Origin of the sequence: Falsochrobactrum shanghaiense, from assembly GCF_003149535.1 — a bacterium.
Classification (GTDB): domain Bacteria; phylum Pseudomonadota; class Alphaproteobacteria; order Rhizobiales; family Rhizobiaceae; genus Brucella; species Brucella shanghaiense.
In genome coordinates this window covers 420,137-435,479 of sequence record NZ_QGDB01000001.1, presented here as the reverse complement: position 1 = coordinate 435,479, position 15,343 = coordinate 420,137, and the positions used below count along the sequence as shown (strand labels likewise).

The following is a 15,343-nucleotide window of genomic DNA, read 5'->3' as shown; positions in this document are numbered from 1 at the left end:
ATCCCGAAAAGCGGAAGCCGGTTTTCGGATAGGCTCATGCTCAATCCGCAGATGTTTTCAGTGCCGCACTGGCGGCGAGCGGGCCTAAAACCGCGAAAAACAATGTCAGCGCGGCAAGAATAAGGAACGGCGCCAGAAATGGTGCAACCGCATCGGTCGCGCCGTAAGAGGCCGACACGCCGAAAATCAGCACCGGAATGGTCAGTGGCAGCACGATCACCGAAACAAGCAGTCCGCCGCGCGGTAACGCTACCGCCAGCGCAGCCCCGACCGCGCCGATAAAGGCGATGGCAGGCGTGCCGACCAGAAGTGTCAGCATCGTCGCGCCAATCGCTGTCGCGTCCATATTCATGAAGAGGCCCAGCATGGGCGATGCGATCACCAGCGGCAGAACGCTCGCCAGCCAGTGCGCGACGCATTTCACGAATACGGTGAAAGGCAGCATGTGCCGCTCTGCACCGATCAGCAGAAGATCGAGCGAGCCATCCTCGCGGTCGGCCTGAAACAGCCGGTCGAGGCCGAGCAATGTCGCCAAAAGCGCGCCGATCCACAACATGGCCGGACCGATCCGCGCCAGAAGATTGAGATCAGGCCCGACGCCGAACGGCATGACGGAAATCACTGCCAAAAAGAACAATATGCCGATCAGCGCGCCGCCTCCGGCGCGAATGCTCAGCCGCATGTCGCGAAGCAGCAGCGCCAGCATCAGGCAGCCTCTGGTGCATAGGCGGCCATATCGAGCGTCCTGATGTTTTCGAGGCCCAAAGGAATATGGGTGGCTGCGACGATCATCCCGCCTTCGCGCATATGTTCGCGCATCAGTGTTGCAAAGCGGGTTTCGGAAGCCTTGTCGAGACCGGCGGTCGGCTCATCCACGATCCAGAGCGGGCGATGGCTGACCAGAATTTTGGCAATGGAAACGCGGCGCTTCTGGCCGGTGGACAGATAGCCGAAAGGCAGATGCTCCACCCCCGGCAGATCGACCGCCTCCAGTGCCTCGTCTATTGCGAGCGCCGCGGCACCGTTGAATTTCTGCCAGAAAACCAGATTTTCGCGCACGCTCAAAGCGGGCTTCATGGCGTTCTGATGGCCAAGGTAATGACAGGCCGCGCGCACCGGCAATGGTTCTCCCGCCTCGGTCAGTTCCACCCCGCCTTCAGCGGCAGCAAGCAGGCCGCAGATGATTCGCAGCAATGTCGATTTTCCAGAGCCGTTCGGCCCGGTGACGACCAGCGCCTCGCCCGAAGACAGGTCAAAGGAGAGGGCTGAGAAAACCCTCTCGCCGCCGCGCTCGCCTGCCAGTTTGTCGGCCTCAAGCCGCATTTTCTCTCCTTGGGCCGCTTCAGGCCGCATCTTGCGGAACCTGAACGGACCTGTCGCAACATTTCGCCGCAAGGCGATAAATTCGTAAGATTCAGTCTGGAATCGTTTTAGAAAACTCTCTATATGAGAGCTACCATGCCAGCGGTCGGCGTGGAAACCATTTTTGGCCGATCTCAAACACTTAGCGCCTTTGCGGGCATGAGTTTCGGGACGGACAGCGGAAATGACTGCACCCGCACCTTGGCGCGTCCTTGAAACGCTAGCCTAGGCGTTCGTCCTGGTTTTCCGGCCAGTAGCATGAAGGACGAACCCGTGTCTCATATCGACAGTTTCAAATGCCGCAGAACCCTCACCGCAGGGGGCAAGGAATATGTTTATTACAGCCTGACCGAAGCCGAAAAGAACGGTCTGGAAGGCATTTCCAAGCTCCCTTTTTCGATGAAGGTCCTGCTTGAGAATCTGCTCCGCTTCGAGGATGACCGCTCCGTCAAGAAGTCGGACATCGAAAACGTCGCCAAATGGCTGGTCGATCACGGCAAGGCCGGGGCGGAAATCGCCTACCGTCCGGCGCGCGTGCTGATGCAGGACTTCACCGGCGTCCCGGCGGTTGTGGACCTTGCCGCAATGCGCGACGGCCTCAAGGCGCTCGGCGGCGATCCGGAAAAGATCAACCCGCTTGTTCCGGTCGATCTGGTCATCGACCACTCGGTGATCGTCGACGATTTCGGTAATCCGCTGGCGTTCAAGAACAATGTCGATCTGGAATATCAGCGCAATGGCGAACGTTATCGCTTCCTCAAATGGGGCCAGCAGGCGTTCAAGAACTTCCGCGTCGTTCCGCCCGGCACCGGCATCTGCCATCAGGTCAATCTCGAATATCTGGCGCAGGCCGTCTGGACCAAGGAAGAAAACGGCGAAACCGTCGCCTATCCGGATACATGCGTTGGCACCGACAGCCACACCACCATGGTCAACGGCCTTGGCGTTCTGGGCTGGGGTGTCGGCGGTATTGAAGCCGAAGCGGCCATGCTCGGCCAGCCGGTCTCCATGCTGCTGCCGGAAGTCATCGGCTTCCGCCTCACCGGCAAGCTCAAGGAAGGCGTCACCGCCACCGACCTCGTGCTCACCGTCACGCAGATGCTGCGCAAGAAGGGCGTGGTCGGCAAGTTCGTCGAATTCTTCGGCGCCGGCCTTGATAATATGACGCTGGCCGACCGTGCGACCATCGGCAATATGGCACCCGAATATGGCGCGACCTGCGGTTTCTTCCCGGTCGATCAGGAAACCCTCAACTATATGCACATGACCGGCCGCGACGAAGATCGCATCGCGCTGGTTGAAGCCTATTGCCGTGCGCAGGGCATGTGGCGCGAGAGCGGATCGGCTGATCCGGTCTTCACCGATGTTCTCGAACTCGACATGGGCGATGTGGTGCCATCGATGGCTGGCCCGAAGCGTCCGGAAGGTCGCATCCCGCTTGAAAACATCGCTTCCGGTTTCGCGACTTCGCTCGAAGCCGAATATAAGAAGACTTCGGGTCAGAACACCCGCTATCCGGTCGAAGGCGAAGATTACGATCTTGGCCATGGCGATGTGGTGATCGCCGCCATCACGTCGTGCACCAACACCTCCAATCCGAGCGTGCTGATCGCAGCCGGTCTTCTGGCCCGCAACGCGGTCGCCAAGGGCCTGAAGACCAAGCCATGGGTCAAGACTTCGCTGGCTCCCGGCTCGCAGGTGGTTGCCGCCTATCTGGCGGATGCCGGTCTTCAGGAAGATCTGGATGCGCTCGGCTTCAATCTGGTCGGTTTCGGCTGCACCACCTGTATCGGCAACTCCGGTCCGCTGGCGGCCCCGATCTCCAGGGTAATCAACGAAAAGGGCCTGATCGGCGCTGCGGTTCTTTCGGGCAACCGTAACTTCGAGGGCCGCGTTTCGCCGGACGTGCAGGCCAACTATCTGGCTTCGCCGCCGCTTGTCGTCGCTCACGCGCTCGCCGGTACGGTCACCAAGGATCTGACCAAGGAACCGCTTGGCGAAGACAAGGACGGCAACCCGGTCTATCTGCGCGACATCTGGCCTTCGTCGCAGGAAATCAACGACTTCATCGTCAAGAACGTCACCCGCAAGATCTTCTCGGAGAAATATGCGGATGTGTTCAAGGGCGACGAAAACTGGCAGGCCGTGCAGGTCCCTGCTGGCCAGACCTATGCATGGGACGACAATTCGACCTATGTGCAGAACCCGCCTTACTTCGTGGGCATGGGCAAGTCGGCTGGCACGATCGCAGACGTCAAGGGCGCCCGTGTTCTCGGCCTTTTCGGCGACAAGATCACGACCGACCACATCTCGCCTGCCGGTTCGATCAAGGCGCAGTCGCCTGCCGGTAAATATCTGCTCGACCATGGCGTCGGTATTGCCGACTTCAACCAGTACGGCACCCGTCGCGGCAACCATGAAGTGATGATGCGCGGCACTTTCGCAAATATCCGTATCCGCAACCACATGCTGGGTGAAAACGGACGCGAAGGCGGCTACACCATTCACTATCCGTCGAAGGAAGAAATGTCGATCTACGACGCGGCCATGGAATACAAGGCCGAGGGCGTGCCGCTGGTCGTCTTTGCTGGCGTCGAATATGGCAACGGCTCGTCGCGCGACTGGGCAGCCAAGGGCACCAACCTGTTGGGCGTCAAGGCGGTCATCGCGCAGTCGTTCGAGCGTATCCACCGCTCCAATCTGGTGGGCATGGGCATTGTGCCCTTCGTCTTCGAGGAAGGCACGAGCTGGCAGTCGCTGGGCCTGAAGGGTGATGAAATCGTCACCATCGAAGGTCTTACCGATGTGCGCCCGCGCCAGAAGGTCGAGGCTTCCATCACCTATGCCGATGGCACGGTGAAGAAGGTTCCGCTCATCTGCCGCATCGATACGCTGGACGAGCTCGACTATATGAAGAACGGTGGCATCTTGCAGACCGTTCTGCGCGATCTCGCAGCCTGATTTCCTACAGGATATAAAATCGAAAGCCGCCGGAGCAATCCGGCGGCTTTTTCATGAAAGGGCTGCTCACGCTGTCGTGGCCGCTTTTCACTGCAACGTGAATTCCTATTGAACGGTGAAATCCTGCATAATAGATGCAACCATTAGAGCATGTCGCCTGAAAGTGGGAACCGGTTTCGGGATAACGACATGCGTAAAAACAACAACTTAAAGCGCAAGGAGCGAATCTGAAAGATCGCGACGCGCTTTAGGCATGAAGGAAAGCAGAGCGTGAAACATTCCACAGATGGAGCCGACATGCGGACTGGCCGGGAAGCAATATCCCGCTGGCATGGCCTGTGCGGCCTTGTGGGATTGGCGTTTGCGGGCTGTCTGTCCGTTTCCGGCGCAACACAGGCGCAGCCAAAATCGCAGGATGAAAGCAACAGAACGGCTGTTCTTGAGCTTTATACGTCGCAGGGCTGCAAGTCGTGTCCGCAGGCGGATAGGAATATGTCCGCCTATGCGGACGACCCCAATGTGCTGGCTCTGTCGTTTCACGTCAATTACTGGGATTATATGGGCTGGCGCGATACGCTGGCGACACAGGAGGCGACCGACAGGCAGGACGCCTATCGCAATGCCTTCAACGCCAAGATGGTCTATACGCCCCAGGCCATCGTCAATGGCGAGGTTGAAATGAACGGCGGCGATGCGGCGGAAATCGGCGCGCATCTGGCCGCAAGCAGCCTGAAAATACCGATCTCCATTCAGCCTTCGGGCAATGACCGGCTTTCCATCGAGATTGCCGCGGGCGAAAAGCCGCAAACGCCAGCGCATGTGGTTTTGCTCTATCTGCATGATTCGGTGACGATCCCCATCGACAAGGGCGAGAATGCCGGGCAATCGCTCACCTATCGCAATACGGTGAGCGACATCAATACAATCGGCGTGTGGGATGGCGAGGCTTTGAAAATCGAGCTTCCGGCTTCCGAACTCGACCGGAAAGATGTGACCGGCTGCGCGATTATCCTGCAGGAATATCGCAACGGCAAATCTCTGGGCCCGATTCTGGGGGCGGCTCTTTTCAAGGACAAGCGCGAACTCGGCCTTTAATGAGGCCTGTAACGGGCTTTTGATTGGTGCTGTTTTTTGGGCTGGGAAGATCGCGTTGCGTGTCGGCGGAGCCGGTTGGTTCGATTCGGGCAGTCCTTTGGGCGGGGGGCTTGGGGTCGGACATACCCGAACCGAACCGTCTCAGGCAACGCATCAATGCTGGCGTTATAATCGGGCTGCAATGCGAAGCTTGCAAGGCGAAAATGTGGCCGGCAATCACCATTAAGGACACCCGTTTTCTTTTCGTGAATGCCTGTATCCCAACAAGTTGGGGGCGCTGAAGCATGTCGCCCGAAAGTGGGGGGCCGGTTTCGGGATAGTGACAGCTTTAAGCGCTTGTTTATATCCATGAAAATTGCCGGGGTGAGAATAGGCGCTTGAATTTATGTTATAAAAGCATCACCTTGGTGTCATGAAACGAGCTGGTTTATCTTCCACATGAAACGAGCGGCCATGATCAAGTGGCCATGATCGAGCGGCCCGGAGAGCGGAAGTAAGGATATGGATACATCAGGCGCAGCCCCGGATATAGCTGCGAATGCAGCGAATGAGGATACTTCTCCTTCGAGAGCTTCTGCCCGCATTGTTCCCCTGACCCAAGCCCGCCCGCATCCGGCAGTTGTCAGCTTTGACCGGCACGAATTGGGAAAAATCCTCAATATTTATGGCCGCATGGTCGCGGCAGGGGTCTGGCGGGATTACGCCATCGACCATTTAAGCGACAGGGCTGTGTTTTCGATTTTTCGCCGGGCAAGCGAAATTCCGCTTTTCCGCGTCGAAAAGAATCCCCGGCTGTCGCAGAAGCAGGGTGCCTATTCGGTGATTGCGGCAAGCGGTCTGATCATGAAGCGCGGTCATGAACTGGATCGGGTCTTGCGGGTTTTCGACAAGAGCCTCAAGATTGTGGAAAACTGAAGCATATCGCCGCCAGACGGATTCATTTGGCGTTCGCCAACATGCGCCTGCCGGGTATTTTTCGTCGCGTCCGGGCGAGCATTGTATTATTTTTAGATTCAGTATGTTAGAGTTATATCGTCCAAGGATTGCATAACGTAGCGTTAATATCGGCAAACAATTGTGCGTTGTAATTCAAACGATTTGAATATCACCACGGTCCAATGTCGCAATTCAGCCAAATGCTCTCGGCATGCAGGGAACCGATCACGGATACTGTCGTTTCCCTGAAACAAATCTTCGATTGAATCCCAGTATCCGCCCGCCATATCATTCCCTCGGAAAGGCTGTTAAGGCACATGCCGGAATTGTCTTCTTCGCCGTCCAGTTCTTCTGTCGCAGATCGCAATAATTTCGATCAGATTCCGCCCGAACAACCTTCACCCATTCGCGCGCATTATAAATCCGAGGATGAACTGCGCGAGCTCGCAGCTTCCGTCGCGCGCGGTGAAGAGCTGGTATTGCCCGGCTATCAGAGCTTTGCTTTCGATCAGCGCCTGTCTGAAAATGACAAGCTCATTCTCCACGCCTACCGCTCGGCGGATGCCGCCTCGCGTGCGGGCGAGACCATCACGCCTGCCGCGCAATGGCTGCTCGATAATCACTATCAGATCGACAAGACGGTCCAGCAGACCCGCCGCGATCTGCCGCGCCGCTTCATCCGGCAATTGCCGCCCTATGCGCCCGTCAAGGACATGCCGCGGATTTTCGCGCTCGCCTGGCTCTATGTCGCGCATACGGACAGCAATTTTTCGCTCAAGTCGCTTACGGCTCTGGTTCAGGGATTCCAGACGGTCGAGCCGCTCAAGATTGGTGAATTGTGGGCGCTGCCTGCGGCTGTGCGTTATTTTCTGGTCGAAAATGCCCGTCGCCTTGCGCTGCGTGTGGATCGCGCGCGCAACATGCGCAATCTGGCCAATACGGTAGCGGACCGGATCGTTCTGGCCGCCAATGACGAGGAGCTGGAAACGGTTCTGGCGCAATATGCACAGGCCGCACGCGACAGCACTTTCGCCACCCATCTTCTCTATCGCCTGCGCGGCGCTTCCACCGATACTTCGGCTGCGGCCCACTGGCTTGAACGCATTCTGGAGCAGGAGGGCAGCAACCCCGAAGACGCGATTGTCGAGGAACATGCCCGCCAGTCCACCGGCGGCGTGACGATGGGCAATGTCATCCGAAGCCTCAAGACCATCGATGATATTGATTGGGAAACCTGGTTTGAAACCGTCAATCAGGTGGATGCGATTCTGCGCGAGCATAGCGATTTCGAATTGCTGGATTTCCGCTCCCGCAATTCCTATCGCGTAACCATCGAGAAACTCGCCCGTCATTCGAACCTCAGCGAGATCGAAATCACCTGGGCTGCGCTCAAGCTTGCGGAGGCGACGAACGAAACGCGCGATGCGGCGCTGGCGGGGACCGGCGGCAGCGGATCGATCGCCTATTATCTGTGGGGCGATGGTCGCGAGGAACTTGAGAAGGTTTGCGGCTACCGCGCGCCATTCAGCGTGAAAGCACTGCGTTTCTATCGCAATCTCGGCCTGTGGGGCTTTTTCATTCCCACGGCGATCTTCACCATCCTGATTCTGTTGCTGGTGAATTACTGCATGATACGGGCGGGTCTTTCGACCGACCTGCGCACATTGTTCACCCTGCTTGCAATCTTCCCGGCCATGGACGCGTCCTATTCGCTTTTCAATGCGCTGGTGCCATGGTTCATGCAGCCGACGCGCCTGATCGGTTTTGAATATAAGGACGGCCTGCCACCGGAAGCGCGCACGCTGGTCGCCGTGCCGACCTTCATTACCACGCGCGATTCCATCGATGAGCAGATCCGCAATCTCGAAGTCCATTATCTGACCAATCCGCGCGGCGAAATCTACTTTGCCCTCGTCAGTGACTGGGTGGATGCGAAGCAGGAAATCACGCCTGCGGATATGGAAATCTTTGAATATGCGCGCGACGAGATAGCCAGTCTCAACGAGCATTATACCGGCGACGACCAACCGCGTTTCTTCCTTCTCCATCGCCGCCGCCTCTATAATGAGAAGCAGGGCTGCTGGATGGGCTGGGAGCGCAAGCGCGGCAAGCTGCATGAGCTGAACCTGCTTCTGCGCGGCGATCAGGATACGAGTTTCTTCCCCGCCGATCCGCGCCTGCCCAAAGACGTCAAATATGTCATGACGCTCGACGCCGACACGCGCCTGACGCCCGAAGCCGTCACCAATCTGGCGGGCAAGCTCAGCCATCCGCTCAATCGTCCGGTCATGGATGCGAAAACCGGGCGCGTGACGCGCGGATACGGCATTCTCCAGCCGCGCGTAACGCCTTCATTGACGACCGGCGACGAGGCGTCCTTCCTCCAGCGCGTATTCTCGGTCAATCGCGGTATCGATCCTTATGTCTTTGCGGTTTCCGATTCCTATCAGGATCTTCTGGGCGAGGGCACTTTCACCGGCAAGGGCCTTTATGACATCGATGCGTTCGAGGCGGCGCTCAAGGGCAGGGTGCCTGAAAATACGCTCCTGAGCCACGATCTTCTCGAAGGCGGCTATGCGCGCGCAGCATTGGTCAGCGATGTCGAGGTGGTGGAGGATTATCCCACCGGCTACAATGTCGACGTTTCGCGCCATCATCGCTGGGCGCGCGGCGACTGGCAGCTTCTGCCCTGGCTGTTCTCGACCAACAGCAGTGTCAGCGCGATCACGCGCTGGAAAATGGTCGACAACCTGCGCCGCTCCCTCAATCCGATCCTCTGGGTTCTCGCCGCGCTTGTCGGCTGGAGCGTCCTGCCTCTCGGCCCGGCTGCGGTCTGGCAGGCTTTCCTGATCGTAAGCATGTTCGTGGCGCCGACCTTCGGCATCGTCACGAACCTCATCCCGGCGAGCATGGACTATTCGCTCAAGGGCCATGCGCAGTCCATTCTCACCGATATTGCGCTGGGCACGGCGGATGTGGCGCTGCGCACGGCTTTTATCGCGCATTCCGCCTTCCTGATGGCCGATGCGATCGCGCGCACGCTCTACCGCCTGTTCGTCTCGCGCCGCAACCTGCTTGAATGGCGCACTGCAGCGCAGGCAAGCTCGTCGCCCGACACGCTTCTTTATTATTTCCAGATGATGTGGCCGGCGCTTGTGATCGCCGGGATTGCCATACTCCTGCCGCTTGCTGCGCAAAGCCACGCCGCGCTGATCGCAGCGCCCTTTGCCGTGATCTGGTTCGCTTCGCCGCTGATCGGGTGGCTCGTCAGCCGCTCGGCAAAACCGCAGGATACGCTGGAGGTCTTGTCTTCGGACAAGGCGGACCTGCGCCGCTATGCACGGCGCACATGGCGCTATTTCGCCGAATTCACCAATGCGGAGAATAACCATCTGCCGCCGGATAATTTCCAGGAAGATCCCGCGCCGATCGTTGCACAGCGCACCTCGCCCACCAATATCGGCGTCTACCTTCTTTCGGTCGTGGCGGCGCGCGATTTCGGCTGGATCGGTTTCGAGGAAACCCTCAACCGTATCGGGGCGACCGTCACCACGCTTGAGAAGATGGAGAAATATCAGGGCCATCTCTATAACTGGTATGAAACCCACACGCTCGCGCCCATGACCCCGCTTTACGTTTCGGCGGTCGATAGCGGCAATCTGGCCGGTCATCTGGTCACGCTTTCATCGGCGATGGAAGAATGGGCCGAAGCGCCATCCGTCTATATGCAGGGCGATCTCGACGGCATTCTCGACGTCAACGACATCGTTGAGAAAACGATTGCGAAAATCCCCGACGATCGCCGCATCCTGCGGCCGCTTCGCCGCCGTCTGGAAGAGCGCATCGCCAATTTCCGCCGCGCCGTGCGCACCATCAAGGAAGAGCCGGAAACAGCGTCCTTCCGCACAATCAACCTGTCCTTGTTCGCCTCCGACATCGTGCGGCTTATGGATGAACTCGACAGCGAGGTCGAAACGCCCGCTAGCGCCGAAGCGTCCGAATGGGCGCGCATCCTCGTCGATACCTGCAAGGCCCATACCGACGATGCGATGGGCGAGCACAATACGGATGAATTGCGCGAGCATCTGCGCGAACTTGCTTCCCGCTCGCGCCAGCTTGCTTTCGACATGCAGTTCGGCTTCCTCGAGCGCAAGGAGCGCCGCCTGCTGTCCATCGGTTTCCGCGTACAGGAAAACGAACTGGACGAAAGCTGCTACGATCTTCTGGCTTCCGAAGCGCGTCTGGCCAGCCTGTTTGCGATTGCCAAGGGCGACGTGCCGGTCGAGCACTGGTTCAAGCTCGGACGTCTTCTGGTGCCGGTCGGCTGGAAGGGGGCGCTGCTCTCGTGGTCCGGCTCGATGTTTGAATATCTCATGCCGCCGCTGGTCATGTCGGAGCCTCTGGGCTCGCTGCTCGACCAGACCAACAAGCTGATCGTGCAGCGCCAGATCGATTACGCCACCTCGCGCGGTCTGCCATGGGGCATTTCGGAAGCGGCATTCAATGCGCGCGACGCGCATATGAATTACCAATATTCCAATTTCGGCGTCCCCAATCTCGGCCTTCAGCGCGGCCTTTCGCGCAATGCGGTCATTGCGCCCTATGCGAGCCTGCTGGCTGCGCAATATCAGCCGGCGGCTGCGGTCGCCAATCTCAAGCGGCTGGAAAAGCTCGGCGCGCTGGGCCGATACGGCTTCCACGATTCGGTGGATTTCACCCCCTCGCGCGTGCGTGAGGGCGAGGCCTATGCGGTGGTGAAAAACTATTACGCCCACCATCATGGCATGGCGATCATCGCGGTCAACAATGTGATCTTTGAAGGCCGCATGCGCGAGCGCTTCCATTCCGACCCGGTGATCGAGGCGGCGGAACTTCTGTTGCAGGAAAAGGCCCCGCGCGAAATTCCGATGGTCTACGCCAAGACGGAAAATCCGATGCGCGTGGATTCGGGCGGCTTCGACGATGCGCCGATGCGCATCATCGATGTGCCGTTCAAGGCTCCGCGCACCACGCATATGATGTCGAATGGCCAATATGCGCTGATGGTCACGGCCAATGGTTCCGGCTACAGCCGCTGGCACAACTGGGACATCACCCGTTTTCAGGCGGATGCCTCGGAAGACCTGCAAGGCACCTTCCTGTTCCTGCGCGACATGGAAAACGGCTACTGGTGGTCGGCGACCGGCGAACCCGTCCGCAATCCGGAAGAGGAAACCAAAACGGTCTTCACCGAAGACAAGGCCGAGTTCTACAAGACCGCCAATGAGATCAAGACGGTCATGGAAGTGATCGTTTCATCTGAAAGCGACGGTGAGGGCCGCAGGCTCGACATCATCAACACCAGCGCGCGTGACCGCATGATCGAGGTCACATCCTATGCCGAACTGGTGCTCAACGACACCGATAGCGACGCGGCGCATCCGGCCTTTGCCAAGATGTTCGTCGAAACGGAAATCGCGGATAATGGCTCGACGATCTATGCCAGACGCCGCAAACGCGCGCCATCCGATCCCGATATTTATGTCGCGCATTTCGCTGCCGACCTGACGGGAACGGTACGTGAAACGGAAGCTGAAACCGATCGCCGCACCTTTATCGGCCGTGGCCGCTCGCTGCGCAATGCGGCGGCTTTTGATGAAGGCGCGAAATTTGCCGGCAGTCAGGGCTGCGTGCTCGATCCGATCGCTTCGGTGCGCACCCGCGTCCGGGTTCCCGCGCACAAGAAGGTCAGCCTTGTTTTCTGGACCTTCGCAGGCGGAAGCCGCGATGCGGTGGAACATGCGGTGGCGCTGCACCGCCATCCCGAAACCTTCGCACGTGAATATTCGCTTTCATGGACGAGTTCGCAGGTGCAGCTCTATCATATCGGCATAAAGCCTGCGGAGGCCGCCGATTACCAGAAGATCGCGACCTATCTGCTTTATCCCGAACGCACGCTGCGCCAGCCGCCGGAGACCATTGCAAGCGGTCTGGGCAAGCAATCCGATCTCTGGCCGCTGTCGATTTCCGGCGACTATCCGATCTTCGCCCTGCGTATCGATAATGAAGCCGATCTCGACGTGTTGCGCGGCGTGCTGCGCGCGCAGGAATACTGGCGCAGCAAGGGCCTGACCGTCGATGTGGTCGCGGTCAACGAGCGCGCTTTCTCCTATGCGCAGGATACCCAGCGCGCCATTGAATGGATCGTGGAAGGCTTCCGCGCGCGCGGCGGCGGGCGGGCACATATTTTTGCGGTGCGCCGCGACCAGATGAGCGAGGAAACCTACAATACGCTTCTGGCTTCCGCCCGCGTGGTCATGCATGCGCAGAATGGTTCGCTTGCCGAGCAATTGCGCCGCAGCGAGGAATTCACCGTCGATCTGGCCGCGCGCAGCGATGCCAAAATGGTGGCTATCGAATTGCCGTCGGGAACGGGCGCCAATGGGCGCGTGCCGGTCACGACCAGCCGGAGCCTTGAGGAGCGCCGCCTTGCCATGACGGCGCAGGCTCTGGATTTGCCACGCCCATCGGGCGATGATCTTCGCTTCTGGAATGGCTATGGCGGCTTTGCGGATGATGGCAGCTATGTCGTGCGCATCAATGGCCGCACCACCACGCCGCATCCATGGATCAATGTGATCGCCAATCCGTCGTTCGGCTTCCATATTTCGGCGGAAGGCTCCGCCTTCACCTGGGCTGGAAACAGCCGTGATTACCAGATTTCCCCCTGGGCCAATGATCCGGTCACCAATCGCCCCGGCGAAGCGATCTATCTGCTGGATCGCGAGACGGGTCATGCCTTTGCGCCAACCGCCAATGTGCTGCGCGATGAGGCCGTGACCTATGAAGCCCGCCACAGCCATGGATATTCGAGCTTTTCGGCGCAGCATGGCGAAATCGCCCTCGAACTCACCCATATTGTCGATGTCGAAAAGCCGGTTCGGCTTTCACGCCTCATCATAGCCAATCAGGGCAAGTCCCGGCGCAAGCTGCGCGTTTATGGCTATGTTGAATGGGTGCTGGGCAATGCCCGCTTCAAGAGCGCTCCCTTCATCGTGCCTTCGCATGATGATGGACTGGACGCGCTCTTTGCCACCAATCCCTATCATCCGGAAAAAGCGGGACAGGTGGCCTTCTTCGCGGCTTCCGAGAAACCGCAATCCGTCACGGCCGATCGCAGCGAATTTATCGGCTCAGGCGGTTCGGTGGATCGACCGGAGATCGTGCTTTCGGGCAAGCCGCTCTCGGGCACGGTGGAAGCGGGACGCGATCCATGCGCCGCACTTGCATTCGACATCGATGTGGAACCGGGCGAAAGCAGGGAACTGGTCTTCCTGCTCGGCAATGCGGCCGATGCGGAGGAGGCCCGAAGGCTTGTTTCTCATGCGTGGGAAGGCTCCTTCGAGGAGCGCATGGCTGCGACCAGGGAGCAATGGGAAGGCTTCTTCAATCGCGTTCAGGTGAAGACGCCCGATCCGGCCTTCGATCTTCTGGTCAATGGCTGGCTGCCCTATCAGGCGCTGGCCTGCCGTATATGGGCGCGTGCTGCCTTCTATCAGGCCAGCGGCGCATTCGGTTTCCGCGACCAGTTGCAGGATACGCTCTCGCTCCTGCTCGTCGATCCGTCGCTGGCGCGCGCACAGATATTGAATGCCGCCTCGCGTCAGTTCCCCGAAGGCGATGTGCAGCATTGGTGGCTGCCCGCAACAGGGGCGGGCGTCCGCACGCTGATTTCCGATGACGTGGTCTGGCTTGGCTATGGCGCATCGCTCTATGTCGAGACGACGGGCGACCGTTCGATTCTCGATGAGCCATTGCCATTCCTTCAGGGCCGCGCGCTGGAGGAGGGCGAGCACGACGCTTTCTACGAGCCGGAAATTTCCGAAAACACCCAGAGCCTGTATGAACATTGCGCGCTGGCGCTTGATCTTGCGGTGCGGCGCACCGGCAAGCACGGCCTGCCGCTGATTCTGGGCGGTGACTGGAATGACGGCATGAATCTCGTCGGCGCAAAGGGTGAGGGCGAAAGCGTGTGGCTTGGCTGGTTCCTCGCCTATACGCTCAGGCAATTCATCCCGATTGCCCAATCGCGCAAGGATATGGCGCGCGCAAAAAGCTGGCAGGCGCATGTGGAAAGTCTGACAGAGGCGCTCGATCGCCATGGCTGGGATGGCGAATGGTATCGCCGCGGCTTCTATGACAATGGCGCGCCGCTTGGCTCGCACGAAAGCGATGAATGCCAGATCGACGCCATTGCCCAGTCGTGGAGCGTTCTTTCAGGTGTGGCGGACCCCAAGCGTGCCGAGCAGGCGATGGCCTCGCTCGAAAAACACCTGCTGGATGATGAGAAGGGCGAATTGCTGCGTCTCTTCACGCCTCCCTTCGACAAGACAGAGCAGGAGCCGGGCTACATCAAGGGCTACCCGCCCGGCGTTCGCGAGAATGGCGGGCAATATACCCATGGCGCGACATGGGCTATTCTGGCATTGGCCCGCATGGGCAAGCCCGCCGCGGCATGGCGATTGTTCTCGCTTATCAGCCCGGTCAGCCATGGTCGCAATCCCGATATTTATCGGGTTGAGCCCTACGTGATCGCCGCCGATATTTATTCGGTCGAGCCGCGCTGCGGACAGGGCGGCTGGACCTGGTATACCGGCTCGGCGGGCTGGTTCTACCGTGTTGCTACCGAAGGCATTCTGGGCGTGACCAGACGCGGCGACCGGCTGCATCTTGATCCGGCGCTGCCGCCTGAATGGGATGGATATGAAGCCAGCCTGCGCTTTGGCGATGCCCTTTATCGCGTCAGGGTGACGACTGGCGCAAAGACAAGGGCGATCCGGCTCAATGGGCGCAAGCTTGCAAAAATGGACGATGGCATACCGCTTGAAGCCAATGGCGAGCATGAAATTGTCATGGAGCTTCCCAAACAGGAATGAAGCATTTAGAAAGGCGGGCGAAAATCCGCCTTTCTGCTGCGCCAGCCGGGGTTGCAGCCTATTTATGGAATGGA

Annotated in this window: 6 protein-coding genes; 4 read left to right on the top strand and 2 right to left on the bottom strand. The window is 59.1% G+C overall.

The genetic code is table 11. The features are described 5' to 3' along the window. Window positions 1–40: 40 nt before the first annotated feature. On the bottom strand, window positions 41–706 hold the full coding sequence (gene ccmB / locus DKP76_RS02085; protein WP_109704753.1) for a heme exporter protein CcmB: 666 nt from the start codon (window positions 704–706) through the stop codon (window positions 41–43). Continuing rightward, on the bottom strand, window positions 706–1,323 hold the full coding sequence (ccmA, locus tag DKP76_RS02080) for a heme ABC exporter ATP-binding protein CcmA (protein WP_109704752.1): 618 nt from the start codon (window positions 1,321–1,323) through the stop codon (window positions 706–708). Before ccmA ends, ccmB begins: the two co-directional genes overlap by 1 nt. A 312-nt stretch (window positions 1,324–1,635) precedes the next feature. On the opposite strand from ccmA, the gene acnA reads away from it, so the two are divergent. The 4 genes from acnA (at window position 1,636) to DKP76_RS02060 (ending at window position 15,269) form a co-directional block, all read left to right on the top strand. Continuing rightward, on the top strand, window positions 1,636–4,323 hold the full coding sequence (gene acnA, locus DKP76_RS02075; protein WP_199224740.1) for an aconitate hydratase AcnA: 2,688 nt from the start codon (window positions 1,636–1,638) through the stop codon (window positions 4,321–4,323). A gap of 348 nt (window positions 4,324–4,671) precedes the next feature. Next, window positions 4,672–5,418 carry a DUF1223 domain-containing protein gene (locus DKP76_RS02070; RefSeq protein ID WP_109705137.1) on the top strand — a complete coding sequence of 249 codons (747 nt, stop codon included), beginning with the start codon at window positions 4,672–4,674 and terminating at the stop codon, window positions 5,416–5,418. 501 nt (window positions 5,419–5,919) lie between these two features. Continuing rightward, window positions 5,920–6,333, top strand: coding sequence for a DUF2794 domain-containing protein (locus DKP76_RS02065; RefSeq protein WP_109704750.1), 414 nt, complete (start codon window positions 5,920–5,922; stop codon window positions 6,331–6,333). A 338-nt stretch (window positions 6,334–6,671) separates the two neighbouring features. Next, entirely contained in the window at window positions 6,672–15,269 is an 8,598-nt protein-coding gene (locus DKP76_RS02060; protein WP_109704749.1) for a glycoside hydrolase family 94 protein, read from the top strand. Window positions 15,270–15,343: the final 74 nt, after the last annotated feature.

What these genes read in the sequence shown, in the direction of transcription:
- ccmB (WP_109704753.1), bottom strand. Translation starts at nt 706, where the DNA reads ATGCTGGCGCTGCTGCTTCGCGACATGCGGCTGAGCATTCGCGCCGGA.
- ccmA (WP_109704752.1), bottom strand. Translation starts at nt 1,323, where the DNA reads ATGCGGCTTGAGGCCGACAAACTGGCAGGCGAGCGCGGCGGCGAGAGG.
- DKP76_RS02065 (WP_109704750.1), top strand. Translation starts at nt 5,920, where the DNA reads ATGGATACATCAGGCGCAGCCCCGGATATAGCTGCGAATGCAGCGAAT.
- DKP76_RS02060 (WP_109704749.1), top strand. Translation starts at nt 6,672, where the DNA reads ATGCCGGAATTGTCTTCTTCGCCGTCCAGTTCTTCTGTCGCAGATCGC.